Below are 26,998 nucleotides of genomic sequence, written 5' to 3' on the forward strand. Positions count from 1 at the left end.
GAGGCGGACACCCATGCCGATGCCGAGGTTCACGCGCAGCATCCAGACGCAGACGCAGACGCAGACGCAGACGCGACGCTCGAGGCTGCCAACGCAACGGATGCTGTCGAGCATCCCGAGCAAGGCGAATACACCGGACAAGTCGAGTATCCCGAGCACGCCGAACAGGTCGGACACGCAGAGCAAGTCGAATCTACCGATTCCGCAAGCGAACACGACGCCGTCGCAGCCGTGGCCTTCAGCGCGCCGGTGGAAGACGCCGCAGCGGCCGATAGCGCCGCCAGCGACGTGGGCGCAGCCTTCGATACCGGCCCGCTCAACTTCGACCAGCTCGATGGCGAACTGGTCGACATCTTCGTCGAGGAAGGCCGCGACCTGCTCGACCATTGCGATGGTTTGATCGCCCGCATGCGCGAAGTGCCGGAAGACCGCGAGGTCCTCAACGGACTGCAGCGCGACCTGCACACGCTCAAGGGCGGCGCGCGCATGGCCGGCATCAACGCCATCGGCGACCTCGGCCATGCGATCGAATCGCTGCTCGAAGCGGTGGCGGCCAACCGGACCGACATCGACCGCGACGACGTGCGCCTGTTCGAGCGCGGCTTCGACCGCCTGCATCAGCTGTTGACCCGCACCGGCATGCACCGCGCCGTGGCGATGCCGACCGACCTGGTGGAAGCCTTCGAAACCCGTACCCGTGGCCGCAATGCCGCAGAGCCCAGCGACGCCGATGTGCGTGCGATCGCCAAGGCGTCGGTGGAACCGGCACCGCTGTCGGCGCCCATCCCGGTCGACGGCCAGGTCGAGGAAGAACTGCTGCCGCGCGCGCAGCAGGAACAGGTGCGCGTGCGTGCCGACCTGCTCGACCGCCTGGTCAATCACGCCGGCGAAGTGGCGATCTACCGCTCGCGGCTGGAACAGCAGATGGGCGCCTTCCGCGGCGCCATGGGCGAACTGGATCGCACCAACGCCCGTCTGCGCGACCAGTTGCGTCGTCTGGATCTGGAAACCGAAGCGCAGATCGTGGCGCGTTATCAGCGCGAGCAGGATCAGGGCGATCGCACCTTCGATCCGTTGGAACTGGACCGCTTCTCCACCCTGCAGCAGCTCAGCCGCGCGCTGAACGAATCGGCCGCCGACTTGGGCGGTCTGCAGGGCGTGCTGGAAGATCTCTCGCGCCAATACGACGGCCTGCTGCAACAGCAGTCGCGCGTCAGCTCCGAGCTGCAGGACGGCCTGATGCGTGCGCGCATGGTGCCGTTCGACGGCCTGGTGCCGCGTCTGCGCCGTGTGGTCCGCCAGGCCGCCACCGATACCGGCAAGCAGGTGCATCTGCTGCTGGAAGGTACCCAGGGCGAGCTCGATCGCAACGTGCTCGACCGCATGGTCGCGCCGCTGGAACACATGCTGCGCAACTCGGTGGCGCATGGCCTGGAGGCGCCGGAGCAACGGCGCGACGCGGGCAAGCCGGAAGAGGGCAGCATCGCGATCCGTCTGCGCCGTGAAGGCTCGGAAATCGTGCTGGAAGTGGCCGACGACGGCGCCGGGCTGGACCGCGAGGCGATCCGTCGCCGCGGCGAGCAGCGCGGCCTGATCGAACCCGGCCAGGAACTCAGCGAGGCCGAACTGGATGGGCTGATCTTCGCCTCCGGTTTCAGCACCTCCGAGCAGGTCAGCCAGCTGGCCGGCCGTGGCGTGGGCATGGACGTGGTCCGCAACGAAGTGCGTCAGCTCGGCGGCTCGGTGGACATCCACTCGGTGCGCGGCCAGGGCGTCACCTTCACCCTGCGCCTGCCACAGACGCTGGCGGTCACCCAGGCGGTGTTCGTGCGCATCGGCGATACCACCTTCGCGGTGCCGGTGGCGTCGGTCAGTGGTATCGGCCGCATCTCGCGCAGCCGTTACGAGTCGGGCGAGGGCGGCTACCACTACGCCGGCGAGGAGTACGTGCTGCACGATCTTGGCTCGCTGGTCGGCCAGGCCGCCGCGCGTGCCGATGGTCAGGCACAGGTGCCGTTGCTGCTGGTGCGTGCGGGCGACCTGCGCGCGGCGGTGGCGATCGATCAGGTGCTGGGCAACCGCGAAATCGTGGTCAAGCCGGTGGGCCTGCAGATCGCTTCGGTGCCGGGTATCTACGGCGCCACCATCACCGGCGATGGCCGCGTGGTGGTGATCCTGGACGTGGCCCCGCTGGTGCGCCGCTATCTCAGCCAGCCGGCGCGTCCGGCGCCGGAAACCCCGGCCGAATCGCAGCGCCAGGTGCCGTTGGTGATGGTGGTGGACGATTCGCTGACCATGCGCAAGGTCACCAGCCGCGTGCTGGAACGCCACAATCTGGATGTCACCACCGCACGCGATGGTGTCGAGGCACTGGAACTGCTGCAGGAGCGCGTGCCCGACCTGATGCTGCTGGACATCGAAATGCCGCGCATGGACGGCTACGAGCTGGCGACCGCGATGCGTGCCGACCCGCGCTTCAAGGCGGTGCCGATCGTGATGATCACCTCGCGCAGCGGCGAGAAGCATCGCCAGCGCGCCTTCGAGATCGGCGTGCAACGTTACCTGGGCAAGCCTTACCAAGAGTTGGATCTGATGCGAAACGTGTATGACCTGCTGGGGATCGCCCGTGTCCGAGAATAATGGCGCAATGGGAACTCCGGTCGCCCTGCTGGGCCGGCCCGGGCAGGCGCGCGAGCGCCTGCGTGAAGCGCTCGGCCTGGCCGGCGCCCACGTGGTGCTGGAAGACGAGCCCTCCGCGGTAGACGTGCAGATGCTGCGCGATGCCGAGCCGGTGGCGGTGCTGGTCGCGCTGGAGCCGTCGATCGAAGACGCGCTCGAAGCGCTGGAGCCGGCCTTCAACATGCCCGGCGTCACGGTGATCTTCGACGAGGCCGAGCTGACCGTGCGCCGCGAGGGCTGGGAAGCGCAGCGCTGGGTGCGCCATCTGGCCGCCAAGCTGCATGGCCATGCCGACGTACTGCCGCCAGGCACCGAGAGCGAGCCGTCGCTGCAGCCCGAACCGGGCCTGGAACTGGCGCCGCGGCAGCATTCGGACCTGCAGCTGGACCAGCATCTGCAGGCAGCCGCGCATGCGTTCGACAGCGTGCCCGGCGATGCTTTGTTCGCACGTGACGCGGACACGTCCGAGGCCGCAGCTGCGGCCGACACGCCGGGCCTGACGCTGGGCGATTCCAGTACCTGGGGCCTGGTCGACGAGGTCGCGGTGGTGGTGCGCCCGCGTGCCGAATTGAACATGGACGCGTTGTCGACCGGCGGACTGTCGCTGGTGGAGCTGGATCAGGCCGGTGACACCACCGGTGCTGTGCTGGTACTGGCCGGTATCGGCGGCCCGGATGCGATCCGTCGCCTGCTGTCCGCGCTGCCGCCGGAGTTTCCGCGCGCCGTGCTGGTGCGCATGACCCTGGATGGCGGCCAGTACGGCAACCTGGTGCGGCAGATGGGACGCGTGTCGGCGTTGCCGGTCGAACTGGGCGAAGCCGGCCAGGTGATCGCAGCGGGCAAGGTCTACGTGCTGTCCGACGACATCGGCGTGCAGCAACATGCCGGCGCGCTGGCGTTTGTCGCGCAGGCCGATCCGGCCGGGCTGGTGGCCGCGTTGCCGCCGACCGACAGTGCGGTGCTGATGCTCAGCGGTGCCAACGAGGCGCTGGTCGAGGCCGCGCTGGCGCTGGCCGAGCAGGGCGGCTGGCTGGCCGGTCAATCCGCCGACGGCTGTTACGACCCGGCCGCGGCGGCGCGTCTGGCGCGCCAGGGCATTCTGACCGGCGACCCTGCGCAGCTGGCGCAGGCGTTGGCGCAGCGCTGGCCGGCATAAGCCGGGCGCTTCCTCTCAAGAACGGAACAGGTGCGATGAGCTACGCCAACAATGACGAAATCCGCGGCGTCCTGATCCAGGCCGGCCAGGAGCGCGTGCTGCTGCCCAACGCCACGGTGGCCGAGGTGATGTCGCGGGTGGCGGTCGAGCCGATGGCCGAGATGCCGCGCTGGGTGGTCGGGCGCATCGACTGGTACGGCTGGAAGGTGCCGCTGCTGTCGTTCGCGCGCTTGAGCGGCATGGGCGAGGAGCCTACGGCGGTCAACAACAAGGTGATCGTGCTCAAGGCGCTGGGCGGCAATCCGGTGCTGCCGTATTTCGCCTTGCTCACCGCCTCGTTCCCGCAGCTGATCTCGGTGCCGCGCGACGGCCTGCTGGCCGATGCCTCTGAAGATGCGCTGCCCGACGGCGTGCACATGCGCGTGCTGCTGGGCGAGCAGAGCGCATTGCTGCCGAACCTGGATGCGATCGAGGCACAGGTTGCGCAGGCGCTTGCGGCGGTCGCCGCCTAAAGCGCCATTGCCGGGCGACGACGCTGCCCGGTTGCGGGCAGTGTCGAGATGAGGATCGGGTAGGCGCTGCGCTGCCCGGACGAGCGCCGCCTTGCTGCGTGCAGTGCATGCCGACACGGCAGATGGCTGGGATGTCTTGCTGCCGTAGGGCAACCGTTTGCGGGGGCGTGATCCGTATGTGTCAGCCTGCTCCACACAACTCGCACGCCGCGCGCAAGGCGCGCCCGCGGCTGTCATGAGTCTTCCCGTCTTCGCGCCGGTCGAGCACGCCGACGGTGTGCTGCTGTGCGATCTGGCCATCGTCGATCCGGCCGCGATGGCCGATTACCACAGCCGTAATCGCGCGCATCTGGCCGCGGCGATGCCGCTGCGGCCACCAGCGTTCTACACCACCGAGGGCTGGCGCCGGCTGAGCATCGCCTACCGCACCGCGGTGCCGGGCGAGCGCGAGTTGCAACTGGTGTTGCTGCGCGATGCGCAGGTGATCGGCACGGTCGGCTTCACCCAGATCCAGCGCGGTGCCTTCCAGGGCTGTCATCTCGGGTATGGCCTGGATGCGCAGCAGCAGGGGCGCGGCCTGATTCAGTGGGCGGCCACGCAGGGCATCGGGTTTGCGTTCGGCCCGCTTGGCCTGCATCGGGTGATGGCGCAATACGTCCCCGACAACCTGCGCAGTGCGCGCGTGCTGCAGCGGCTGGGCTTCCAGATCGAAGGCTATGCGCGCCGTTACCTGCAATTGAACGGCGTCTGGCGCGACCATGTGTTGACCAGCAGGTTGCGCGGCGACGATCCGGCGGCGGGTGCGTGAGCCCGGTTGCACAGGCGGGTACAGCGATGCCCGATGTGCGGTGACCTAGGGGGTGGCGGTCAGCGGCTCGACACGCAGCTGGTCGGCTTCGAGCCCTGCATCCTGCAAGACCTCCACCTGTGTTGACCAGCCGCGTTGCCGGAGGCGCTCGCGCAGTCGGTTGGCCCAGTCCTGCACCTCGGGTGCATCGGGTGTGGCGGCCAGGATGCGGATCCGAGCCGGCGCGGGATCGTCAGCGGCGGCGTGGCGCGCAAGCCAGTCGGCCGGCGACATGGCGCGCGTAATCGGCGCGATGCGCACCGGGGCAGATTTTGCTCGAGACATCCCGGCGTCAACCGCCGTGGTGCTGAAGGCTGGTTGGCTGGTTGGCGGTGTTGCGCGGGCGGCGTCCGTCTGCGCCAACGGCGCATGGAGCACACGCAGCGGTGCAGGCTGGCCTGCGCCAGGCGCGCGTGATTGCAGCGTGCCGTCTGTTGCGCTGATGACGATCTGCGCCTGCTCGGTCAACGGCGGTGGGGCCGGCAGTGATGCCGGTGCTGGCGAGGGCGGGATGGGGGCAAGTGCTGCAGGCGCGCTGCGCCGGGCACTGGCTGCGAGCGAGCCACTTGCCGACGCATCCTCGCGGAGTGCGGCGATTGGAGCCGGAGCTGGCGCAGGCGCCGCAGATGGCTGCGCGTCGGCAGATTGCAGGTCAGTGCCTGGCGTGGGTTCGGCGGCGAGTGCGGAGTCGACTGAAGGCGCAGGCGCTACAGGCGCCGCTGCACTGACTGGTTCCGGGGCCAAGGCGGGCGATGGCAGGGCTGACGGCGCTGGCGGCGGGGAGGGCGCTGCCGCGCTCGGGCGCGCTGCGGTTTCGGGGACTTCGGCATCCGCAGGTGCCGGCACTGCGGGCAAAACCAACGCATGGCCTGCGCCGGGATCGACCTGCTCAGGCGCGCGCCTGGCTGGGTGAACTGTCGACGGTTCGACGACTGCCGTCCCGACTGCAGCTGCTGCCGGCGCTTCCGCAGAGGGCTGACCGGCCTGCCACTGCAATCCGATGCCGACCACCAGGGTGAGCGATGCAGCGAAGGCCAGCGTCGGCATCCAGCGCGGGCGACGGCTGCTGCGCCGGCGGGCGGCTGGGTTGCCGGCAGGGGCGGGGTTTGAGCTTGCTGTGTTTGCTGATGCCTGCGCCTGCGCCTGCGCCTGCGCCGCATGGGAGGTGGATGCGGATGTGGACGCAAAGTCGGGCGCAGGAAGCGCGCGCGATGCGACTCCAGATGCAGCTCCGGCCTCCTCCGCAGATGCCGGTGCCGCCGTAGCCAGCGACGCAGCTGATGCTGCGGCCACGTCTGCGGTCGGACGCAGCTCTGCCATATCGGCGTGTAGCGGTTGCGCGGCAATCCACGCACGCGCGGACTCGCCCAGGTTCGTCGTCCCGGCCTGATCGATAGGTTGGCCCTGTGCCAGACGCGCCTGCACGGCAGCACGCCGTACGGCCTGCGCCTGCTCCGCCTGCGCGGCGGCCGCCGCAAACATCGCCGCCATCGTGGCGGGTGCTTCGAACTGCAAGGTGTCCTGCGGTGGATGCACTGCCGCACGTTCGGCATCGGCGTTGCGTGCGGCCTGTGCGAACCACGCCTGCATCGACGCTGGCGGCGTATGCGCCGGCAGTGCACGCAGCAGTGCGGCAAGGCCATCGCTGCCGGCGACAAACCGATCGAAGGACTGGCTCATCGGGTCGCGTCCAGGCTCAGGCGCAACTTTGCGAATGCATAGCGCAGCCGGCTCTTGACGGTCTCGAAACCTTCGCCGATCACCTGGGCGATTTCTTCGACGCCGAGCTCGGCAAAAAAGCGCAGCACCACCACCTCGCGTTGTGCGTCGGGCAATGCCATCACCGCAGCGCGCACGCGATGGTGTTGCTGGCCGAGCATGGCCAACTGCTCGGTCGACAGATCGTCATCGGGCAGCTGCAGATGCGCGTCGTCCAGCGCCACCGAGGTGCTGTGAGAGGCGCTGCGGCGAGTGTCGATCCAGCCGTTGCGCGCGATCTGGAACAGAAAACTGGTGAAGGCGGCCTGCCCGGGGCGGTAGTCGCTGCAGCGGGTCATCAGCTTGACCCAGGTCTTCTGCGCGAGGTCTTCGGCTTCGCTCAGGTTGCCTTCGCACAACCAGGCCAGGAAGTTGAACAGCGCGCGGTTGTGACGCGTGAACAACTCGGTGGCCGGCTGTTCGACAAAGCCATTGGCGACAAGGAGCATGAGCTCCTCGTCGGGAAGATGCGCAAGGTCGGCAGGTTGCATGCGCGCAGTATAGGCAGGTGCCGCGCGCATCAGTCGGTGGTTGCGATTGGCCGGCTACTCAGTGCGTCGGCCTGCTGCACCATCTGCAGGAAATCGGCGCGGTAGCCGAAGCGGTCGCTGCCCAGGCTGGCCGCGGCCAGGGCACGTACCTGCGGATAATCCCAGCCGTGCAGCTGAGTGCCGCCACGCAGGCGCTGACCGAACCCGGCCACTGCGGCGGAAAAGCGGAAGGCATCGCTGGTGGCGTTCAAGGCCCGGCGCTGATTGCTGCGGACCACCGTGTCGAGCAACTGGCTGCGTTGTGCATCGGGCAGCTTGTAGCGCAGTTTGACGTGCGCCAGTTCGTTGTCGATTGCACGCACTTTTCGAGGTGTGGCGGTGTTGGCATAACGCAGGGGGTCCACCGATGCGTGGCCATCGGTCGGGGTGATTTCATACAGCGCGGTGACGGTGTGGCCGGCGCCGATCTCGCCTGCATCGACCTGGTCGTTGTTGAAGTCCTCGCGTTGCAGTGCGCGGTTTTCATAGCCGATCAGGCGATATTCCTTGACCGTGTCCGGATTGAATTCGACCTGGATCTTGACGTCGCGCGCGATCGTGGCCAGCGTGGCGCCGAGCTCATGGGTCAGTACCTTGCGTGCTTCCAGCGACGAGTCGATGTAGGCGTAGGCACCGTCGCCGGCATCGGCCAGCTGTTCCATCAGCGTGTCGTTGTAATTGCCGGTGCCGAAGCCGAGCGTGGACAGCGCCACGCCGGAGCGCCGCTTTTCGGCGACCATGCCCTTGAGCTGATCGAAGTCGGTGACCCCGACATTGAAGTCGCCATCGGTGGCGAGCAGGATGCGGTTGATGCCGCCGCGCAGATAGGCTTGCTGGGCAGCCCTGTAGGCCAGTTCGATGCCGCTGGCGCCGGCGGTGGATCCGGCCGATTGCAGGCTGTCGATGGCTTCGATGATGCGGCCCTGCTGGTCGCCGGGCGTGGGCGGCAGCACGACTGCGGTGTTGCCGGCATAGGTCACCAGGGTGATGCGATCTTTCGCCCGCAACTGCCGCACCAGCAGCTTGAGCGAGGATTGCAGCAGCGGCAGTTTGTCGGGCGAGTCCATCGAGCCGGAGACATCGACCAGAAACACCAGGTTGGCCGGCGGCAGATCGGCGGTGGCGATGTCGCGGCCGGCAATGCCGACGCGCAGCAGCAAGCTGTCGTTGTTCCAGGGCGTGGGCGCCAGTTCGGTGCGCACGGCGAACGGTTGGCCGTTGGTGGGTGCGGGGTCGTCGTAGCGGAAGTAGTTGATCAGCTCTTCCACACGCACGGCGTCCACCGGCGGCAGCGTGCCTGCGCTCAGGAAGCGCCGCACATTGCTGTAGCTGCCGGTGTCCACGTCGATGCTGAAGGTGGACACCGGATTCGCCGCGGTTTGCACGATCGGGTTGTCGCGCAGCGTTTGATAGGTTTCGCGGTCTTCGGCCGGCGCCGGCAGGACCAGCGGCATCGGCATGCGGTTGTCGAGCATTGGGCGTGGTGCGGCCCACTTGGCGCTTGGCGCCCGCTGTGCAACGGAGGCCTCAAGTGCGATGGGCGCTGCTGGCATCGGCATCGGCATCGGCATCGCGGATGGCGATGGTGCCGGTGCTGGACTCGGCACAGACGGCGGCTGCATGGGGTGGGCGGGGACAGGCGCTGCGAGACTGCCCTCGATCTGCGCGGGTGTCGAAGCGGTGGGTGGCGATGGCTGCGCGGTGGCAGGTAGCACGGTGGCGCGCGAGCTGTCGCTGTTCGGTTCGGTCGGCTCGTGCGAGCAGGCGCTCAGCAGCAAGGCGAGCGCAAGAAGGCTGTGACGGGGCATGGGGAATCCTTTGCGTGGCGAAGAGGGATGGGTGAACAACGGACAGCCCGAGGTCGCCGTGCACTGCGCCTCTGTTGACTAAACGGGCCAGTGCGGCAAACGGGGTTAACTGGGGTGAAGATTTTTTTCGATCGCTGCTGAGTGCTGCGGTGCAGTGCCCGCTGGGGAGGGTTGGGCGATGGGCATCACTTGCCTCGTACCCTCACCCCAACCCCTCTCCCGTTGGAGAGGGGCTTGATGCTTCCCTTCTCCCATTGGAAGGAGGTGGCGCCTAGCGCCGGATGAGGGCACGGCGGTGCAGGGCGGTGCCGTTCGCCCCGTACCCTCACCCCGACCTCCGCTCTGCGTCCCGGCCCGCGCCAGCAGCGCGGGCGCTCCAAGGCACGCGCGCCAGTGGCGCGTAAGCCGTGCCTTCTCGCCGCTGTGGGAGAGGGGCTTTACAGTGAGTGCTGCGCGTTATGCGCGAATCCGCACTGCTGGGCGCCGCAAGGCGGTTTATCCGCGCGCGGTGCTGCCGCATGATGGAAGGCTGTGGCCGCGCAGTGCGGTTGCCTGTCTTCTTCCTGCATGGAGTTCGCCCGGATGATCCAACGTCGTCACTTCCTCAAGAGCGCCACGCTTGGTGCGATCGCTTCCGGCCTGGCCGGGTGGGGCGCACGTGCGCAGGCGGCCGCCGGTGCCGGCACGGCCGGACGCGTTACCGCGCTGCCGCGCGGCGCGGCGCGGGTGATTTCCACCTGGGATTTCGGCATTGCCGCCAATCAGGCGGCCTGGAAAATCCTTGGCAGCGGCGGTATCGCACTGGATGCGGTGGAAGCCGGCGTGCGCGTGCCCGAAGCGGATCCGAGCAATCCCACCGTGGGGCTGGGCGGCTATCCGGACCGCGACGGCCGGGTGACGCTGGACGCCTGCATCATGGATCACCTGGGCAATTGCGGCTCGGTGGCGGCGCTGGAAGATGTGGTGCATGCGATTTCGGTGGCGCGCGCGGTGATGGAAAAAACCCCGCATGTGATGCTGGTCGGCGATGGCGCGCGGCAGTTCGCGCTGGAGCAGGGATTTCCGCAGACCAAGCTGCTCACGCCCAGCTCGGAAGCGGCGTGGAAAGAGTGGTTGAAGACCTCGAAGTATTCGCCGGAAGCCAATATCGAAAACCGCGCCTGGCGCGATGCGAAGCTGCCAGGCGGCAAGGACAATCACGACACCATCGGCATGCTGGCGCTGGATGCGCACGGCAACCTGTCCGGCGCGTGCACCACCAGCGGCATGGCGTGGAAGATGCACGGCCGGGTTGGCGATAGCCCGATCATTGGAGCGGGCCTGTACGTGGACAACGAGGTGGGCGGTGCGACCTCGACCGGCGTCGGCGAAGAGGTGATACGCAATGTCGGCAGTTTTGCGGTGGTGGAAATGATGCGCCAGGGCAAATCGCCGGCCGATGCCTGCCGCGAGGTGGTGATGCGGCTGATCCGGCGCAAGCCCGAACTCACCCGCACCTTGCAGGTAGGATTTCTGGCGATGAACAAGCGCGGCGAGGTGGGCGCGTTCGCGATCCAGAAGGGTTTCAGTTACGCGGTCTGCGATGCGCAGCGGCAGGATCTGCTGGTGCCCGGCGAAAGCCACTACACCACCGAGCCTGCAGCATGAGTGCGTTGGGGCTGGAAGTGGCCGCCGATTCGGTGGGGTCGGCATTGGCGGCGCAGGAAGGCGGTGCGATGCGGGTCGAACTCTGCGGGGGCCTGGATGGCGGCGGGCTGACGCCATCCCTCGGCACGCTGGCGGTGGTGCGTGAGCGATTGCAGATTCCGCTATACGTATTGATCCGTCCGCGCGTGGGCGACTTCGTTTTCGACGCGGCGGAGGTCGAGGTGATGCGGCGCGATGTGGAGCAATGCGTGCGGCTGGGCTGCGATGGCGTGGTGCTGGGCGCGCTGGATCCGCACGGGCAGGTCGACATGGGCACGATGCGGGTGTTGATCGCCGCAGCCGGTTCGCTGGGCGTGACCTTTCATCGTGCGATCGACGTCAGTGCCGATCCGTCGCGCGCGCTGGAAGATGCAATCACGCTGGGCTGCGAGCGCGTGCTGACCTCCGGTGCGCGTGCGAGCGCGCTTGAAGGTGTCGACACCATTGCCGCATTGGTGCGGCAGGCGGGCGACCGCATCAGCATCATGCCGGGTGCGGGCGTGTCCGAAAGCAATGTGCGTGCGCTGCGCGCCAACACCGGCGCGCGCGAATTCCATGCTTCCTCACGTGGGCCGGTTGCGGCGCAGGTGCATGCGCCGCACGCGTATATCACCGATCTGGGCGGCGACTACCAGCGTACCGATGTGGCGCGTGTGCGGCAGATCGTGGGGGTGTTGCAAGAGCTGTGAGGCGCTGTGTGCCGATTGTGGAGCACGTGAGCTGGACCTTTTTGCACGCTGGGGCGGGGCAATTTAGGTGAAGCGAAGACGTGGCATGTGAGCTGTAGCTTGGCTGCCGGGCCCTTGCCCGCCACCATCCCAGGACACGCCGCAAGTACATCCTTGTAGGCTCTTACGCGGCATCCATGCCGCGTAAGGTCCCGCGACGGTGGGCGGGCAAGGACTTGCCGAGATGGTCGGTATGCATGGACAAGAGCAGGAGCGGCGGTCTGCGAGTCGCTTGTGCAGTTCTATCAGCACACGACCACCAGGCTTGCTGCGTTGAAACGGCGGCCGAGCTCAAGAGGTCATGTTGTGTTGAGCTCAGACGGGTAACTGTGGAAGCAGCCAACGCAAAGCGTCTGATCTGGTGCTTGGTTGCAGGGCCCTTGCCCGCCCACCCTCGCGGGACACGCCGCAAGTACGTCCTTGTAGGCTCTTACGCGGCATCCATGCCGCGTAAGGTCCCGCGACGGTGGGCGGGCAATGACCTGTCGAGATGGTCGGCGTGCGTGGACAAGAGCAGGAGCGGCGGTCGGCGAGTTGCTTGTGTGCACGACCACCAAGCTTTGCTGCGTTGAAACGGCGGCCGAGCTCAAGAGCATGTTGTGTTGAGCGCAGACGAGGCACTGTGGAAGCAGCGAAAGCAAAGCGTCTGATCTGGTGCTTGGTTGCAGGGCCCTTGCCCGCCCACCCTCGCGGGACACGCCGCAAGTACGTCCATGTAGGCTCTTACGCGGCATCCATGCCGCGTAAGGTCCCGCGACGGTGAGCGGGCAAGGACCAGCCGAGATGGTCGGTGCGCAAGGTTTTAAACAAAGCAATCGACCAACTCTCTGGTGCGGTGTCCTCGCCGGTTGAGGGATCGTGTGACGGCATGGATGCCGCCACCGAGCCCCCAGTGGACGGGTCTACGGCGTATCCCGCAAGCGGCGAGGGCACCGCGCCCTCGACCGTTCGACCTATTGCACACTTCCGGGCAATGACTGCGGCGATCTCATGTCATCTGCCTCGCTGCCGAGTCGTGTCGGATCCAGGACGACATGCTTGATGCGTTGGCGCTTCCAGGTGTAGCTGATATGGACCAGACCATCGCGGGTCTGGATCACCGCCGGATAGGAGAACTCGTCTTTTGCGCTGTTTTCCAGCGTGAGGGCGCGTTGCCAATGCACGCCGTCGGTCGATAGCGCCACCGCAAGCGTGCCGCGACCATCCCACCAGTCCTTGCCGGCGATGCCGGGGTTGTAGACCAGCAGGGCGCGGCCGTCGCGCAGCATCACCGCGTCGGTGCCGGAGTTGGGGTTCTCCACATCCAGCAACTGCATCGGTTGCCAATGCAGGCCGCCATCCTGCGAGAAGGTACTGAACAACCTGTTCTGCTGGCTGCGCCCGAGCACCTGCACGCGCCCGTCTGCGTGCAGCAATACGCTGGGCTGGATCGCACCGATCACACTCGGGTCGTTGAGCGGCATACCGCGCTGCCAGTGCGCGCCGTCGTCGTCGCTCCATTCCAGATGCGCGCGCCAGCCGCGGTCTTCGCTGCTGCTGGGCGCAAGGATGCGTCCATTCGGCAATTGCACCGGCTTGTTCTTGATCGGGCCGAGAATGCCGTCGGGCAGGCGCTGCGACGGCGACCAGTGCGCACCGTCGTCATCGGAAGTGGTGCGCAGTCCCCACCAATCGCGCGGATTTGGGCCGAGCTTGTAGTACAGCTGCACCGGGCCGGTGCCGGACTGGAACAGCACCGGATTCCAGGCCGGCAGCGCGGCGCCATTGGTGCCTGCGTGCGCGCCATCGGCGATGCGTCGTGGCGACTGCCAGTGCTGCGCGCCGCGTTGTGCGAGCCAGATACCGACATCGGCCGCTCCCTCGTGCGCGCCGCCGAACCAGGCCGCCAGCAGCGTGCCGTCGCGGGTTTCCAGCAGCGTGGAGGCGTGCGCCTGCGGTGTCGGTGCCGGGTCGGCGATGAACTCGCTGAGCACGATGGGTGAGGGCGTCGGCATGGGCGATTCGGCTTGAACTGCGCAGGCGGCAAGGCTCGCAACAAGGCAGGTCAGCAGGCGTGACGGGAGCATCGTGGTGAAGTCCTGTGCGGATTTTAAAGATACCTATTTATTATCTATTAAATACCATGTTCCCCGGTCATCCCAGGCGGCCGTGGTCACCGACCACTGCGAGGCGCCGCGATGTCATGACACCCGCTCTCCCCATTGCGCTGGCTGGCCGCACTCGGCCTGACCGCGTTGACCCTGCACACCGCCATGACGCAGGACTTTGCTGCGCCTGCGACGTCCATCGCGAAGCGGCGTTGCGAGGATTCAGTCGTGCGCGAGCAGGCCGTTATCGAGATGACACGGTGTGCGGTGTGCCTGGTGTTTGGTCGGCGCACTGCGACGCGGTAAACAGCTGCGACCGGCTGTCAGGGCCGATTGGCGTGCAACAACGCGCAGCGCCGTGTATCCGTCCACTCAGGAGCACACGTATGGCTTTTCCAACATCAGTCAACGACCAGATCACCGATGCTGTCACGCAGTCCAACGTCAAGGTCATTGGCGAGGCGCCTGCAATGGCGACGAGCACGATCTACCAGAGCATGGCGCATTCGACCGACATCCTGTTTCAGAACGCGGTATCGGTACAACAGCAGCAAAACACCCTGTCGCAGGCCGCCACCAACCAGGGCGTGATGCAGATCTACAGCCTTGATACGACCGCCTCGGCGGCGGATGTCGCGAAGGTCGCGCAGGCGGGTGTCGCCGACAATCTGACCAGTCTGCTCACCGTGCTCAATGCGTTCAACACCGGCAAATAACGGCGGCTGGCGACAGCGGCAGTGCTGTCGCCAATGTTGCTATTGCCATTGCTGACGCGAGCGTCGTCGCACTCAGGCCGCGTCGTCGTCGCGCGCCTGCGGCGGCAACAGGATCTGCGGCTGCTTGGCCGAGTGGGTCTGGCACAGGAAGGTCATCAGGTGCGCCGCTTCGGTGCTGCCGATCGGCTGGCTGGGCGCGGGCTTGCTGTGGACGTGTTCGGCGAAGGCGTGCTGGGTCTGCTCCGGAACCGCGGAGACAGGGTCTTGCGTAACGGTGGACGACGACATGAAACGCTCCTGGAACTCACGATCTGACCGTCGCCCGATAGGACGACGGGAATGCGCCACTGCCTTCCACAACGGCGTGAGCCGGTGATCTTGCCTGGAATGCGATCGGTCCGATACCACAATTGGTAGCAGACGCTGCGCGGGCAGCGGACCTCCAGATAGCGGCGGGCGCGCGGCGGTCTGAAGGGGCGTCGCTCCGGGGGCGCCCGGCGGGTTGCCTGGCGGTTGGTTTGGGCGTCGGTGGGCATGGGCGTGCGGCTTTCGATCGCTACGCCGGGCCAGGCCGGTGCGCGATCGCCAGCGGCCCGCCACCCGCGTGCCGGTTACTCCTTCGGCGTGATCCACACCTGCTGCTGCAGGCCGCGCACGCCGGGCTTGGCGGTGCTGTCCAGGTCGAACACCACCACGGCGTTGTCGCCCTTGCGCTGGAACGGCGCCGGGAAATACAACGCCCGCTGCGGGCCGATGGCCCAGTGGCGGCCCAGGTTGACGCCGTTGGCCCAGGCCACGCCCTTGCCGAAAGCGCGCATGTCCAGATAGGTGTCGGTCGGTGTGCCGATGCGCAGCGTGCCGCGATGGAAGGCCGGGCCTGCAACGGGGGTGCGGGTCCAGCCGCGGATGCTGTCGGGCGAACGCATCGGCAGCGGGAAGGCCTGCCAGCCGGTGAGCTGCTGGTTGTCCAGCAGCACCGGGTCGACCAGCCCGGCGCGGCCGTCGGCCATGCGCGGGCCGTAGTTGATGCGGCCGCTGTTTTCGACCAGGACATCCAGCGTGTGCTGGCCGGCCGGAATATCCACATCGGTGGCGACCTGCTGCAGCCGGCGCTCGACACTGCCGACCGGCTTCTGGTCGACATACACCCGCGCCACATCGCGCACCTCGCCCAGGTACAGCGGCCCCTTGCGCGGGCCGGTGACGGTGGTGCGGTAGAGGATGTAGCCGTAGTCCTGGCCGAAGTGCTCCATCGGCTGCGGGGTGTCGATGGCGATCGGCGCGGGCAGGTTGTCCCACAGCGAGGCGGATTCGCGCAGCGGCGTCTCCGGCAGCGCCGCGATCGCGATCGGCTTGGGCAGCGCGGGCGGCTGCACGCCGGTGACGCGGGCGATGGCGTCGCGCATCAGCGCGAACTTGGAGGTGGGGCGGCCGGATTCGTCGAGGATGGCGTCGTAGTCGTAGCTGGTGGTCTGCGGGGCGTAATGGTCGCTGGGATTGCCCTGGAAATTGGCACCATTCATGAAGCCGAAACTGGTGCCGCCGATGAACATGTAGAGGTTGGCCGAATGCCCCTGGCGCAGGATCCACTCGAGCTCTTCGGCCTGTTGTTTGGCGTCGGTGCTGGCGTGCGGCTTGCCCCAGTGGTCGAACCAGCCGGCCCAGTATTCGCCGACCATGCGCGGTTGGTCAGGGCGGAACTTGATCAGTTTGTCGAACGCGCTTTTGGCCTCGCCGGGGGCGAAGTTCACCACCGCCAGGGTGTCCGGCAAGGTGCCGTTGGCGAGCATGTCGGCGCCGTCGGAGGTGAACAGCAAGGCGTCGTCGAAGCCGGCCTTGACGTACATGGCGCGGTTGTCGGCCATGTAGGCATGGTCGTCGTCGTAGGAGCCGTATTCGTTCTCGACCTGCACGGCGATGATCGGCCCGCCGTTGTGATTGAGCAGCGGACGCACCTGTTGGGACACGGCATCCAGATAGGCCTGGCTGGCGGCGAGGAAGCGCGGGTCGCGGCTGCGCACGCGGATGTTGTCCTTGCCGAACAACCAGGCGGGGTAGCCGCCGGCTTCCCACTCGGCGCAGGTGTAGGGGCCGGGCCGCAGGATCACGTTGAGGCCTTGCGCGGCGGCCTCGCGTACGAACGCGGCCACGTCGTTGTTGCCGGTGAAGTCGAACCGGCCCTGCTGCGGCTCGACCAGGTTCCAGAACACGTAGGTCTCCACCGTGTTCAAGCCCAGTGCGCGCGCCTTCTGCAGGCGGTCTTTCCAGTAGTCACGCGGGATGCGCTGGAAATGGATGGCGCCGGAGAGCAGTTGGTACGGCTTGCCGTCGCGCACGAACTGCGTGCCCTGGGTGCCGAAGCTGGGCCAGGTGTGGGTGTCGGCGGCACTGGCGGCGACGGGAAGCGCTAGCGCGAGGGCCAGGACGAAGGGGCTGAGGGTGCTGCGCAACATGGGCGATTCTCGGCGGTAACGAGTGACGAGTGACGAGTAAGGACAAACATCAAGCAAACGAAGGCGGCAGATCCCCCTTGTTCGCGCCGAAGGCGAGGTTCGGTTTGGCACCCATGGTGAATTCCAGCGTGCCGCCAGCGGCCAGGTCGGCATGCCGCATCCAGCTGCGGTTGGTCGGTTTGCCGTTCCAGCTCAGCGCCTGCACATACACGTTCTGCGCGCTGCTGTTGTTGGCGACAATGCGCAGCGTGCGGCCGTTGCCGACATCGAGTTCTGCGCGCTTGAACAGCGGGCTGCCGAGGACGTAGTTGCCGCTGACCGGGTCCACCGCATACAGCCCGAGCGCGCTGAGCACGAACCAGGCACTCATCTGCCCGCAGTCCTCGTTGCCGGACAGGCCATTGCGCGCGTCGTGGTATTGCTCGCGCAGCAGCCGGCGCACCATCGCCTGGGTCTTGTACGGCTGGCCGGCGTAAGCAAACAGATACGCGACGTGATGGCTGGGCTCGTTGCCGTGCGCGTACTGGCCGACCAGGCCGTCGATATCCGGTGGCGCATCGGCGGGCAGTTCGGAGCTGGTGGAAAACAGCTCGTCGAGCTTGGCGACGAAGCCGTCGCGGCCACCGTACAGGTCCATGTAACCGTACAGATCGTGCTGATTGAGGAAGCTGGCCTGCCAGGCGTTGGATTCGGTGAAATCGCGCCATTTGCTGATATGGCCCATGCCGCGCGGGTCGAACGGCGTGCCCCAGCTACCGTCTTCCAGACGCGCCTGCACGAAGCCGCTGTCGCGATTGAACACGTTGCGGTAGTTACGCGAGCGTTCGCGCAGTGCGCGTGCATCGTCGGTGGCACCGGCGGCCTGCGCCAGATGCGCGCAGGCCCAGTCGTCGTAGGCGTATTCCAGCGTGCGGCTGACCGCTTCGTCCACCTTGTCGGCGGGGATATAGCCGAGCTTGCGGTAGTACGCCAGGCCATGGGTGGTGTCGTCCATGGCGCGCTTGCGGTAGGCCGGCCAGGCGGCGGTGTAGTCGATGCCGGTGAAACCCTTGGCATGCGCCTCGGCCAGCACCACCGCCGAGTGGTAGCCGATCATGCAGCCGGTTTCCACGCCTTGCAGCGGCCAGATGCCCACGCCGTCCGGGCATTCGTTGGCGCCGCGCACCAGGCATTGCAGCAGGTCCGGTACGCGCTCGGGTTGCACCAGGGTGAGCAGCGGATGCGCGGCACGGTAGGTGTCCCACAGCGAGTAGGTGCTGTAGTTGTGATAGCCCTTGGGGGCGGTGTGGATCTGCAGGTCCATGCCGCGGTAGCGGCCATCCACATCGCTGAAAAGGGTGGGCGCGAGCAGGCTGTGATACAGGCCGGTGTAGAAGATGCGGCGTTGCGCGTCGTCATCGCTGTCGATGCGTACGCGTGCCAGTTCCTTTTCCCAGGCGGCCACGGCTTGCGCATGCACGCGGGCGAAGTCGAAGTCGGGCAGTTCCGCATCCAGGTTGGCCAGCGCATTGTCGGCGCTAACCGCGGAGATGCCGACCTTGATCAGCAGCGGTGCGTCTGAGGCATCTGGGTAGTGCAGGGCGGCCTTGAGGTGCACGCCGTCCACGTTGCGCGTGCCTGCGGCCAGCGGCTGGTCTTCGTTGTACAGCTGCACCTGCTTGAACGGCCGCGACAGCCGCATCGCGAAATAGATGTAGCGCCCCTGCGCCCATTGATAGACGCGCCGGCCACCGGTGAGCGTGCGGTCGTCGACCACGCGCAGTTGCGCGTCGGTGATGCGGGTGGGGATGCCGGGTTTGTCCTGCATGCCGTGGCATAGATCCAGCAGCACATGCGCCGGCTTGCCCTTGGGGAAGTGGTAGCGGTGCAGGCCGGCGCGTGCGGTGGCGGTGAGTTCAGCATGTACGCCGCTGTCCTTGAGCCGCACGCGGTAATAGCCGGGCGAGGCGGCTTCGTCGGCATGGTCGTAGCGCGAGCGGTAACCGCTGTCCGGTGCGTCGAGTGCGCCTGGTACCAGTTTCACTTCGCCGGTGGCGGGCACCAGCAGAAAATCCAGCATGTCGCCGATGCCGGTGCCGGACAGGTGCGTGTGCGAGAAGCCCATGATCGAGCCGTCGGACTCGTGATAGCCGGAGCACGAATCCCACACCGCGTTGTAGGTGTCCGGGCTCAGCTGCACCATGCCGAACGGCAGGGTCGCACCGGGAAAGGTGTGGCCATGGCCGCCGGTGCCGATGAACACATCGACGTGGCGGGTGAGCTCGGCGCGGGTGCGCGCATCGGCCGGCAGTGCATAGTTGCCGGCGCGTGCGCGTGCAAGCCCGGAGAGGCCGGCGCTGCCGAACAGTGCCGCCGCGATGGCGCCTTGGAGAAAACCGCGTCGTGTTGCCATGGTGATGTGCTCTTGGATGTCACGAAGTGGGGCGGGCCGTACCCTCATCCGCCCTTCGGGCACCTTCTCCCGGCGGGAGAAGGGAAGATCAAGCTCTGCAGTTCCACGTTGGAAGGGCGGGCCCTTCGCAAAATCAGGCGCTGCGCAGCAGCTGGGGTTTGCGTTGGTGCAGGTCAATGATCAGTTCGCCGAACAAGGTGTTGGCCCAGGCGAACCAGTCGCGGGTGAAGCTGCTGGGGTTGTCCTTGTCGAAGGCCTCGTGCATGAAGCCGGTGCCGGCATGGGTGGTCTTGAGCCACTGCAGGCATTGGCGCAGTTGTGCGTCGTCGTCGCTGACCAGCGCGTACTGGATGATCGACATCGGCCAGATCGTGCCCATGCCGCTGTGCGGGCTGCCGACGCCTTCGGCCGCGCTGCCGCGCGAGAAATACGGGTTGCGTTCGCTCCAGGCCAGTTGGCGCGTGCGCAGGAACACCGGGTCGGCGCGGTCGCAGCAGCCCAGGTAGGCCAGGCTGAGCAGGCCGGGGGCGTTGGCGTCGTCGATGAACAACTGGTTGCCGTAACCGTCCACTTCAAATGCCCAGTAGGCCTGCCCATCGGCGTCGCGTTGCTGGCCGAACTTGCGTGTCGCCGCTTCCACTTCGTCGGCCAGCGCGGTGCAGTCGGCGGCGAACGCGGCATCGCGATGCAGGGCCGTGCTCATCGTCGCCAGCTGGCGCAGCGAGGCCACCGCGAACAGGTTGGCCGGCACGAACAACGGATACACGCAGGCATCGTCGGAGGGGCGGAACATCGAGTGGATCATGCCGTTGGGCCGGGTCGGCTGGCCGTAGCCTTCCAGCACCAGGGTCTCGGTCGCCAACGGCGAGGGGCGCTGGAACACGTAGGGGCCGCGGTTGTCCTTGCGCTGCTGCTCGCGGAAGGTTCTGACCACCACCTGCATCGCCGCGCGCCAGTCGTCGTCGAACGGGGCGGCATCGCCGGTGGCGCGCCAGTATTCGTGCGCGATGCGGATCGGGTAGCACAGCGAATCGATTTCCCACTTGCGCTCGCCCACGCCGGGCTTCATCTCGGTGATGTCGTTGAGCGACCACTTCAGGCGCTGGGTCTGGCCATCGGGCAGGAAGGCGTTGGCGTACGGGTCCAGCCGGATGCAGGCGGCCTGGCGCTGGATCAGGCCATGGAACATGCGCCGCAAGGCAGGGTCGCGCCTGGCCAGCGGCACATACGGGTGCACCTGGGCGGAGGAGTCGCGCAGCCACATCGCGTGGATGTCGCCGGTGATGACGAAGGTGTCCGGCTTGCCGTTGCGGGTGCCGGTTTCCACCGTGGTATCCAGCGTGTTGGGGTAGCAGTTTTCGAACAGCCAGGCCAGCTCGGGGTCGGCGATGCGCGCCTTGATCTGCACGATCTGCTGCTCGACCGCCTTGCTGACGAAGCGGCGCTGCGCCTTGGGCGGGCGCTTGCTGACGAAGTTGCCGGCAGCCGTGGAGGTGCCGGCAACGGGGGCGGCGAAGGCGGGCAATGCGCCGGCGAGCAGGCCGGCGCCCGCGCTGGCGCCCAGCAACTGAAGGATGTCGCGGCGGGTGTGCATGACCTGGAGCTCCCTGGGATTTCAGCAAGCGGTCGACGCAGCGGACATCCTTGCAGCGGCGGCATCTGGTGCCGGGCCGATGATGAGACCTCTGCATGACCAATTCCCGATGACCATACAACGTGTGCGCCGAATGTGCATAGTGCGCCCGCACAATTCGGCGCCGTACGCATGGCCTGCGGCCATGGCGGCAGTGGCTGGTCCGCGTCCTCGGCGGTCGCGCGGCACCGGCTTTCAACCGGCCGCATGCCCGCGCCAGTGCGCCGGCCCCGCGCAGTGGCCATCGTCCTGCGCATGCCGCCCGGACCACCTCGGCCAGCATGCGCCGCGACGGGCTACGTGCCGATCGCCGGGCGGATCAGCAACGCCTTGCAGGCGTCCAGGTGGCTGCCGCCGAGCGCCGGCCATGACAGCCGACGCCTGTTGCATGTTGCGCAGATGCCGCACTTATTTCGGCAACGGCGAACGCCCCGAGATCGAGAACGCTGCGGCCTCGCCAGCCGCGCCGGTGCCGGGCTGGCCACCGCCGACAAACAGCGTGTAATCGCCGGCTTCCACCGCACGCTGCCCGGTGCGATCCACATCGCTCAACGCGCGCGCATCCAGGGTGAAGCGCAACGTGCGCTGCTCGCCGGGCTTCAGATGCACACGCTGAAAGCCGACCAGGCTGCGCAACGGAGACTGCGGGCGATCCGGATATTGCAGATACACCTGCGCCACTTCGTCGCCGGCACGCGTGCCGGTATTGCGCACGGTGGTGGTCACCTGCAACGGACTGCCGGCTTGCAGGGTTGCAGTGGACAGCTGCGGCGCGGCGTAGGCAAAGCTGGTGTAGCTCAAGCCGTAGCCGAACGGAAACAGCGGCTCGCCCTTGAAGTAGCGGTAGGTGCGGCCCTTCATGTCGTAGCTGACGTAGGGCGGCAGGTCCTTGGTGGAGCGATAGAACGTGACCGGCAGGCGCCCGCCGGGGTTGTCGTCGCCGGCCAGCATGCGCGCGATCGCGGTGCCGCCTGACTGGCCCGGATACCACGCCGCCACGATCGCATCGGCATGCGTCTTGGCCCAGTTCAAGGCCACTGCGCTGCCGCTCATCAGCACTACCACCAGCGGCTTGCCGGAGGCCTTGGCCCGTTCCAGCAGCGCCTGCTGCGGGGCGGGCAGGGCGATGTCGTTGCGGTCGCCGCCGTCGAAGCCGGGCACATCGATGCGCAGTTCCTCGCCTTCCACATCCGGCGACAGGCCGACGAAGGCCACCACCGCATCGGCCTGCGCCACCGCCTGCTCGGCCTCGGCCAGTTGCGCGGCCGCCGGTGCCAGCCACTCCAGGCGCACCCCCTGGTCCTGGCCGCGGTGTTCCATCTCCAGGCGGATTTTGCGCGGGCGGGTGTCGTCGAAGTGCAGCACGGTTTCCACGCTGCGGCCGTCGGCGTTGTGCATGCCGGCCGGCACGTGCTTGTCTTCGGCATTGCCGGCGACCACCAGCTTGTCGTCGATGTACAGCCGCACCGGGTCGTGGCCGGCGCAGTCGAAGCAGCGCGCCACCCGCACCGCCAGCGTGTAGTCGCCCGCGCTCGGCGGCAGCAGTTCGCCACTCCAGCGCACCGCGTAGCGATCGGCCGGCACGCCCTTTGCGGGCGCGACCTGGTCCCAATTGAAACTCACCGTGCGGTCCTGCCGCACCACGCGCGGCGCACCGTCCAGCGCGACATTATCGAAATATTCGCCACGCAATCCCGGCTTGCCGTCGCTGCGCAGCGCGGTTTCCGGAATCATGCCCGGCACACCCGCAGCCAGCGGCGCACCTTGCGCATAGCTGACCTGTTGCGCGCCGAAGCGCTCGCGCAAACCAAGCAGCGGGGTGACCGGCGTGGACGAGGTGCCCTGGTAGTTGGCTTCCAACGCTGCCAGCGCATCGGCATTCGGCCCGATCACCGCCAGCCGCGTGCCGGCCTTCAACGGTAGGGTGCCGGCCTCGTTCTTGAGCAATACGATCGATTCGGCAGCGGCCTTCAGCGCCAGCGCACGGTTGGCGGCGTTATCGATATCCCTGGCACCGAGCTTTGCGTACGGATCCTTGCGCGGCGCTTCCAGTTCGCCCAGGCGATAGCGCGCGGCGAACAGGCGCACCAGCGATTGGTCGAGCAGGGCTTCATCCACTTCGCCACGTTCGATCGCCGTGCCGAGTTCGCGATAGGCATGCCCGCAATTGAGATCGTGCCCGGCCTTGAGCGCTGCAGCCGACGAGCCGGCATTGTCCGGGCGGAAGTAATGGAACTGGGTCATGTCGTCCACCGCATCGCAGTCGGACACCACAAAGCCCTTGAAGCCCCAGTCGCCACGCACGCGGCCGTTGAGCAACCAGTCGGCCGCGCAGGCCGGCGTGCCGTGCAGCGAGTTGTACGCGCACATCACCGAGCCGGCCTGGCCGTCGATCAGGGCGGCGCGGAAGGCGGGCGTATAGGTCGCCTCCACATCGCGCGGCGACACGTCCACATCGAAGCTGTGCCGGCCCGGCTCCGGGCCGCTGTGCACGGCGATGTGCTTGGGCGTGGCGATGGTGCGCGGGTGATCCAGATCGTCGCCCTGCAGCCCGCGAATGAAGCCGACTGCGAGCTGCCCGGTGAGGAAGGGATCCTCGCCGTAGGTTTCCATGCCACGGCCCCAGCGCGGGTCGCGGAAGATATTGATGTTGGGCGACCAGATGGTCAGGCCCGCATAGCGCTTGTGGTCCTTACCCGGGGCGCCGGCCTGATTGAACTTGGCGCGCGCTTCGGTCGACACCACCGTGCCCACCTGCTGCATCAACGCAGTATTCCAGCTGGCGGCAAGACCGATCGACTGCGGAAACACCGTGGCGTAGCCATTGCGTGCGATGCCGTGCAGGCCTTCGCTCCACCATTCGTAGGCGGGGATGCGCAGGCGCGGAATCGCCGGTGCATCGTTCATCGCCTGCGCGACTTTTTCCTCGCGGCTCATCTGCGCGACCAGCGCGGCGGCGCGTTGCTCCGGCGTCGCATCGGGTTGTGTTGCGGCCAACGCCGGCGCGCCGACCAGCGGCAGGCCCAGACCCAGACTCAGCGCGACCGCCAGGCGGCATGGAAACACGGACAACGACATCTGCTCACTCCTGCGGGGCGGCGGGTGGCCGTCACGCGTTGTTCTTGGATTGCCCGCAGCGACACCGCGGGCAGCGGTTGGTGACACTTGGCGCAGTGGTGGTTGCTGATCGGACGCCGAATCGGATGCGACCTGCGCCCGGGACTGCAGTCACTGCGCCACGCGCCGGCTTTGCGTATGGCGCAGCGCCCTGAGACGAGCGCTGCGCCATCGCCTGACGCCTGCTCCCGGCGCGGCTTACTTCGTCTCGGCCGGCTCCGGTGGTGCACCGGCCAGCGTGCTCGCCAGATCGCGCACCTGCAGCGTGGACTGCAACTGCGCCAGCGCCGCCTTGCTGCTCACATGCACGGTCAACGGCTCGCCCGGCAGCAGGTCGAACGCGTTGTCCGACAGCGTGGCATCCACATCGCCGAACGATAGCCAGACCTCGCGTGCCAGCGTGTTGCTGGACAGCGTCAGCGCATAGCCATCGCCATCGGCGCGCCACTGGCTGTCGATCTTGGCGGCCGGCAACGCCAGCTGCTTGGCCGGCGCGAAGAACACCACCTCGCGCGACAGCAGCTTGTCGCCGTCGAACAACTCGAACACCGCGTAGCTGCGCTTGGGGTTGGCGCTGCCCAGCAACTGCTTGTCGCTGAAGTTGCCCACCTGCAGGCTGCTGAGCGGTTTGACGGTGGCCTTTTCCTCGCGCTTGCTCAGCAGCTTGCCGTCCATGTTCATCACCCGCATGCGCCAACGCGCGGCCAGCGGGGTGGTGCGGTCGGAGACCAGCGACACCTCGGTCTGGCCCTTGTCGTTACGCAATGCGGCGATCAGCTCCGGCGCGTAGAAGCGGCGGGCGTGGTAGTGCAGCGCCTTCCAGCGGCCGTAGTAGTCCACGCTGGACCACGACGCACCCGGCCACACATCGTTGAGCTGCCAGTACAACGAGCCCATCGATTGCGGGCGCGAGGCGCGCAGATGCGAGGCGGCCAGGTTGATGCCTTCGGCCTGCATCAGCTGGCTCAGGTAGACGAAGCTCTCGAAATCCTTGGGCTCGCCGAATTCGCGGCGGATGTACAGCATCAGCCGCTTGTTGCCGTTGCCCTTGTCGAACTTCTGATGCACGCGCATCACCGGCGATTCCGGATCCATGTCGCCGGGTTCGGCGAAGGCACGCACGGTGCGCATGTCCGGGAACGACTGCAGGCCGTATTCGGACATGAAGCGCGGGGTGACGTTGAGGTATTCGGTCACCGGCAGCGCGGGGCCGCCCCAGACCTTCCAGTAATGCATGTCGCCATCGTTGGCCTGGTCGGCGGCGCCGTCGAAGTTGGTGCCAGGCGAGGTGGACCAATACGGCACGTCGCTGTCGTAGGTGGCCACCACTTCGCGGAACACGGTGCCGAACAAGGTGGTCATGCCGCGCTCGATGCGGCTGCGTTCTTCCGGGTCCACCGACTGCTTGAACTTGACCCGGTCGCCCCAGTTTTCCCAGCCGGTCTGCACTTCGTTGTTGCCGCACCACAGCACGATGCTGGGATGGTCGCGCAGGCGCTTGACCTGTTCGATCGCCTCCTGCCGGGTGTTCTCGCGGAACTCCACGTCGTACGGCGGCACCGCGCCGCCGAACATGAAGTCCTGCCAGATCATGATGCCCAGCTCGTCGGCCACCTCGTAGAAGCGGTCGTCCTGATAATGCCCGCCGCCCCACATGCGCAGCATGTTCATGTTGGCATCGCGCGCATCCTGCAAGGTGCTGCGCATGCGCTCGGGGCTCACACGTGCGGGGAACGCATCCAGCGGGATCAGGTTGGCCCCCTTGGCGAAGATCGGGATGCCGTTGATCACGATCTCCATGCTCTTGCCGTACTTATCTTTCTCGCGCCGCAGCTCCACCGAGCGCAGGCCGGTCACCCGCTTGATCTGCTGGCTGTCGCCATCGGCATCGCGCACGCTGGCCACGAAGGTGTAGCGGTCCTGCGCGCCGTAGCCGGCCGGGAACCAGCGCTTGGGCTTGGCGATGCGCACCGGCAGATCGATGCGGTTCTGGCCCGGGTCGACCACTGCCTGCTGGGTGAATTGCCCGACTTTCTGCCCATCCGGGCCGAGCACGTCCAGCGTCACCTGCACCGGGCCGCTGCGGCCGGCCTGCAGTTCCAGCTGCGCCTGCAATTGCGCGCTATCGGCATCCACGCGTTGCTGGGCGATATGCAGCCCGTCCACGCGCACCGCATCCCAGGCTTCCATGCGCACGTCTTTCCAGATGCCGGCATTGACCATGCGCGGGCCCCAATCCCAACCGAAGTTGTACGGCGCCTTGCGCACATAGGTGGAGCTGTGGCGCGACTCGGGCTCGTCGCCAAAGGCGGAATCGTAGGCGCCCGGCAGCGCGTACGGCTGCTTGGCCAGCCACGGCTGGATCTTCTTGATCGGCGAGAACAGCTTGACCTCGAGCACGTTGTCGCCGCGCTTGAGCAGGGGTTTGGCATCCACGCGCCACTGCCGGAACATGTTGTCGGCGCTGAGCAGCGGCTTGCCATTGAGGGTGACCTCGGCAAACGTGTCCAGACCGTCGAACACCAGCTCGACATGCTCGCGCTTGAGCGTGGCCGCATCCACGTTGAAGCGGGTCTGGTATTGCCAGTCGCTCAGGCCCGCCCACTGGATCTTGCCTTCGTTGTCGCGATAGAACGGGTCCGGCACGATCTTGGCGGCGATCAGATCGGTCTGTACCGCGCCCGGCACCTGCGCCGGCAACCACGCTGCCGCTTTCGGATAGGTCCTGGCCTGCTCCTGGCCCGGCACCAGCCGCACCTGCCAGCCGCTGTCCAGCGGCGTCGCGGTGGGCGGCGCGGCCCAGGCCTGCGAGATGGCAACGGCCAGGGCAAGCCCGAGGCGGGCGGGGGCGGGAACGCAACGATGACGGGACAGGGGCATGGATGACTCTCCTTGG

At 67.2% G+C, this 26,998-nt stretch carries 17 protein-coding genes and 2 pseudogenes; 8 read left to right on the top strand and 11 right to left on the bottom strand.

What is annotated here, in order from left to right:
- Positions 1-231: 231 nt before the first annotated feature.
- The 4 genes and pseudogenes from DYQ94_RS05000 to DYQ94_RS05015 all read left to right on the top strand — a co-directional run.
- Positions 232-2,640, top strand: a pseudogene (locus DYQ94_RS05000) (hybrid sensor histidine kinase/response regulator); the annotation flags it as partial.
- A 7-nt stretch (positions 2,641-2,647) separates the two neighbouring features.
- Complete coding sequence (locus tag DYQ94_RS05005; protein WP_102251500.1) at positions 2,648-3,835, top strand: chemotaxis protein CheB; 1,188 nt, start codon at positions 2,648-2,650, stop codon at positions 3,833-3,835.
- A 35-nt stretch (positions 3,836-3,870) separates the two neighbouring features.
- Positions 3,871-4,347, top strand: a complete 477-nt coding sequence (locus DYQ94_RS05010; protein ID WP_024940325.1) for a chemotaxis protein CheW — start codon at positions 3,871-3,873, stop codon at positions 4,345-4,347.
- Between the two features lie 235 nt (positions 4,348-4,582).
- A complete protein-coding gene (locus tag DYQ94_RS05015) occupies positions 4,583-5,155 on the top strand; it encodes a GNAT family N-acetyltransferase (RefSeq protein WP_102580834.1) in 573 nt (190 codons plus the stop codon).
- Positions 5,156-5,200: 45 nt separating this feature from the next.
- On the opposite strand, the gene DYQ94_RS05020 is transcribed toward DYQ94_RS05015, so the two are convergent.
- From DYQ94_RS05020 to DYQ94_RS05030, 3 genes are all read right to left on the bottom strand, one after another.
- Positions 5,201-5,662 carry a hypothetical protein gene (locus tag DYQ94_RS05020; protein WP_146009950.1) on the bottom strand — a complete coding sequence of 154 codons (462 nt, stop codon included), beginning with the start codon at positions 5,660-5,662 and terminating at the stop codon, positions 5,201-5,203.
- Between the two features lie 1,208 nt (positions 5,663-6,870).
- On the bottom strand, positions 6,871-7,443 hold the full coding sequence (locus DYQ94_RS05025; protein WP_024940204.1) for a sigma-70 family RNA polymerase sigma factor: 573 nt from the start codon (positions 7,441-7,443) through the stop codon (positions 6,871-6,873).
- A gap of 29 nt (positions 7,444-7,472) precedes the next feature.
- Positions 7,473-8,957: a vWA domain-containing protein gene (locus DYQ94_RS05030; RefSeq protein WP_237474914.1), complete on the bottom strand. Its 1,485-nt coding sequence runs from the start codon at positions 8,955-8,957 to the stop codon at positions 7,473-7,475.
- A 61-nt stretch (positions 8,958-9,018) separates the two neighbouring features.
- Here DYQ94_RS05030 and DYQ94_RS05035 point away from each other — a divergent pair, with 61 nt between their 5' ends.
- From DYQ94_RS05035 to DYQ94_RS05045, 3 genes are all read left to right on the top strand, one after another.
- A complete protein-coding gene (locus DYQ94_RS05035) occupies positions 9,019-9,282 on the top strand; it encodes a hypothetical protein (RefSeq protein ID WP_237474913.1) in 264 nt (87 codons plus the stop codon).
- Positions 9,283-9,872: 590 nt separating this feature from the next.
- Entirely contained in the window at positions 9,873-10,937 is a 1,065-nt protein-coding gene (locus DYQ94_RS05040; RefSeq protein WP_046346022.1) for a glycosylasparaginase, read from the top strand.
- Positions 10,934-11,665 carry a copper homeostasis protein CutC gene (locus tag DYQ94_RS05045; protein ID WP_160954753.1) on the top strand — a complete coding sequence of 244 codons (732 nt, stop codon included), beginning with the start codon at positions 10,934-10,936 and terminating at the stop codon, positions 11,663-11,665. Before DYQ94_RS05040 ends, DYQ94_RS05045 begins: the two co-directional genes overlap by 4 nt.
- A gap of 992 nt (positions 11,666-12,657) precedes the next feature.
- Here the strand turns inward: DYQ94_RS05045 and DYQ94_RS05050 are convergent.
- Entirely contained in the window at positions 12,658-13,770 is a 1,113-nt protein-coding gene (locus tag DYQ94_RS05050) for a sialidase family protein (RefSeq protein WP_126966187.1), read from the bottom strand.
- A 407-nt stretch (positions 13,771-14,177) separates the two neighbouring features.
- On the opposite strand from DYQ94_RS05050, the gene DYQ94_RS05055 reads away from it, so the two are divergent.
- Complete coding sequence (locus DYQ94_RS05055; protein WP_126966186.1) at positions 14,178-14,507, top strand: RebB family R body protein; 330 nt, start codon at positions 14,178-14,180, stop codon at positions 14,505-14,507.
- Between the two features lie 72 nt (positions 14,508-14,579).
- On the opposite strand, the gene DYQ94_RS05060 is transcribed toward DYQ94_RS05055, so the two are convergent.
- From DYQ94_RS05060 to DYQ94_RS05090, 7 genes and pseudogenes are all read right to left on the bottom strand, one after another.
- On the bottom strand, positions 14,580-14,795 hold the full coding sequence (locus DYQ94_RS05060) for a hypothetical protein (RefSeq protein WP_016904393.1): 216 nt from the start codon (positions 14,793-14,795) through the stop codon (positions 14,580-14,582).
- Between the two features lie 323 nt (positions 14,796-15,118).
- The gene (locus DYQ94_RS05065; protein ID WP_160954752.1) at positions 15,119-16,960 is read right to left on the bottom strand and encodes a glycoside hydrolase family 35 protein; all 1,842 of its coding nucleotides are present in this window, start codon (positions 16,958-16,960) and stop codon (positions 15,119-15,121) included.
- Between the two features lie 49 nt (positions 16,961-17,009).
- Positions 17,010-19,352: a GH92 family glycosyl hydrolase gene (locus DYQ94_RS05070; protein ID WP_160954751.1), complete on the bottom strand. Its 2,343-nt coding sequence runs from the start codon at positions 19,350-19,352 to the stop codon at positions 17,010-17,012.
- Positions 19,353-19,485: 133 nt separating this feature from the next.
- Entirely contained in the window at positions 19,486-20,946 is a 1,461-nt protein-coding gene (locus DYQ94_RS05075; protein ID WP_154832432.1) for a glycoside hydrolase family 125 protein, read from the bottom strand.
- Positions 20,947-21,180: 234 nt separating this feature from the next.
- Positions 21,181-21,347: pseudogene (locus DYQ94_RS05080) on the bottom strand (6-phospho-beta-glucosidase); the annotation flags it as partial.
- Between the two features lie 46 nt (positions 21,348-21,393).
- Positions 21,394-24,063, bottom strand: coding sequence for a glycoside hydrolase family 3 C-terminal domain-containing protein (locus DYQ94_RS05085; protein ID WP_126966182.1), 2,670 nt, complete (start codon positions 24,061-24,063; stop codon positions 21,394-21,396).
- Between the two features lie 237 nt (positions 24,064-24,300).
- Complete coding sequence (locus DYQ94_RS05090; protein ID WP_160954750.1) at positions 24,301-26,982, bottom strand: beta-mannosidase; 2,682 nt, start codon at positions 26,980-26,982, stop codon at positions 24,301-24,303.
- Between the last annotated feature and the right edge of the window lie 16 nt (positions 26,983-26,998).

Source organism: Xanthomonas sp. LMG 8993, from assembly GCF_009835065.2.
Lineage (GTDB): Bacteria > Pseudomonadota > Gammaproteobacteria > Xanthomonadales > Xanthomonadaceae > Xanthomonas > Xanthomonas arboricola.

Excerpts from the sequence above, each read along its gene's own strand:
- DYQ94_RS05070 (WP_160954751.1), bottom strand. The coding sequence starts at position 19,352 with ATGGCAACACGACGCGGTTTTCTCCAAGGCGCCATCGCGGCGGCACTG.
- DYQ94_RS05090 (WP_160954750.1), bottom strand. The coding sequence starts at position 26,982 with ATGCCCCTGTCCCGTCATCGTTGCGTTCCCGCCCCCGCCCGCCTCGGG.
- DYQ94_RS05030 (WP_237474914.1), bottom strand. The coding sequence starts at position 8,957 with ATGCTCGACAACCGCATGCCGATGCCGCTGGTCCTGCCGGCGCCGGCC.
- DYQ94_RS05050 (WP_126966187.1), bottom strand. The coding sequence starts at position 13,770 with ATGCTCCCGTCACGCCTGCTGACCTGCCTTGTTGCGAGCCTTGCCGCC.
- DYQ94_RS05060 (WP_016904393.1), bottom strand. The coding sequence starts at position 14,795 with ATGTCGTCGTCCACCGTTACGCAAGACCCTGTCTCCGCGGTTCCGGAG.
- DYQ94_RS05025 (WP_024940204.1), bottom strand. The coding sequence starts at position 7,443 with ATGCAACCTGCCGACCTTGCGCATCTTCCCGACGAGGAGCTCATGCTC.
- DYQ94_RS05055 (WP_126966186.1), top strand. The coding sequence starts at position 14,178 with ATGGCTTTTCCAACATCAGTCAACGACCAGATCACCGATGCTGTCACG.
- DYQ94_RS05075 (WP_154832432.1), bottom strand. The coding sequence starts at position 20,946 with ATGCACACCCGCCGCGACATCCTTCAGTTGCTGGGCGCCAGCGCGGGC.
- DYQ94_RS05005 (WP_102251500.1), top strand. The coding sequence starts at position 2,648 with ATGGGAACTCCGGTCGCCCTGCTGGGCCGGCCCGGGCAGGCGCGCGAG.
- DYQ94_RS05015 (WP_102580834.1), top strand. The coding sequence starts at position 4,583 with ATGAGTCTTCCCGTCTTCGCGCCGGTCGAGCACGCCGACGGTGTGCTG.
- DYQ94_RS05065 (WP_160954752.1), bottom strand. The coding sequence starts at position 16,960 with ATGTTGCGCAGCACCCTCAGCCCCTTCGTCCTGGCCCTCGCGCTAGCG.
- DYQ94_RS05040 (WP_046346022.1), top strand. The coding sequence starts at position 9,873 with ATGATCCAACGTCGTCACTTCCTCAAGAGCGCCACGCTTGGTGCGATC.
- DYQ94_RS05035 (WP_237474913.1), top strand. The coding sequence starts at position 9,019 with ATGGGCGCTGCTGGCATCGGCATCGGCATCGGCATCGCGGATGGCGAT.
- DYQ94_RS05010 (WP_024940325.1), top strand. The coding sequence starts at position 3,871 with ATGAGCTACGCCAACAATGACGAAATCCGCGGCGTCCTGATCCAGGCC.
- DYQ94_RS05085 (WP_126966182.1), bottom strand. The coding sequence starts at position 24,063 with ATGTCGTTGTCCGTGTTTCCATGCCGCCTGGCGGTCGCGCTGAGTCTG.
- DYQ94_RS05045 (WP_160954753.1), top strand. The coding sequence starts at position 10,934 with ATGAGTGCGTTGGGGCTGGAAGTGGCCGCCGATTCGGTGGGGTCGGCA.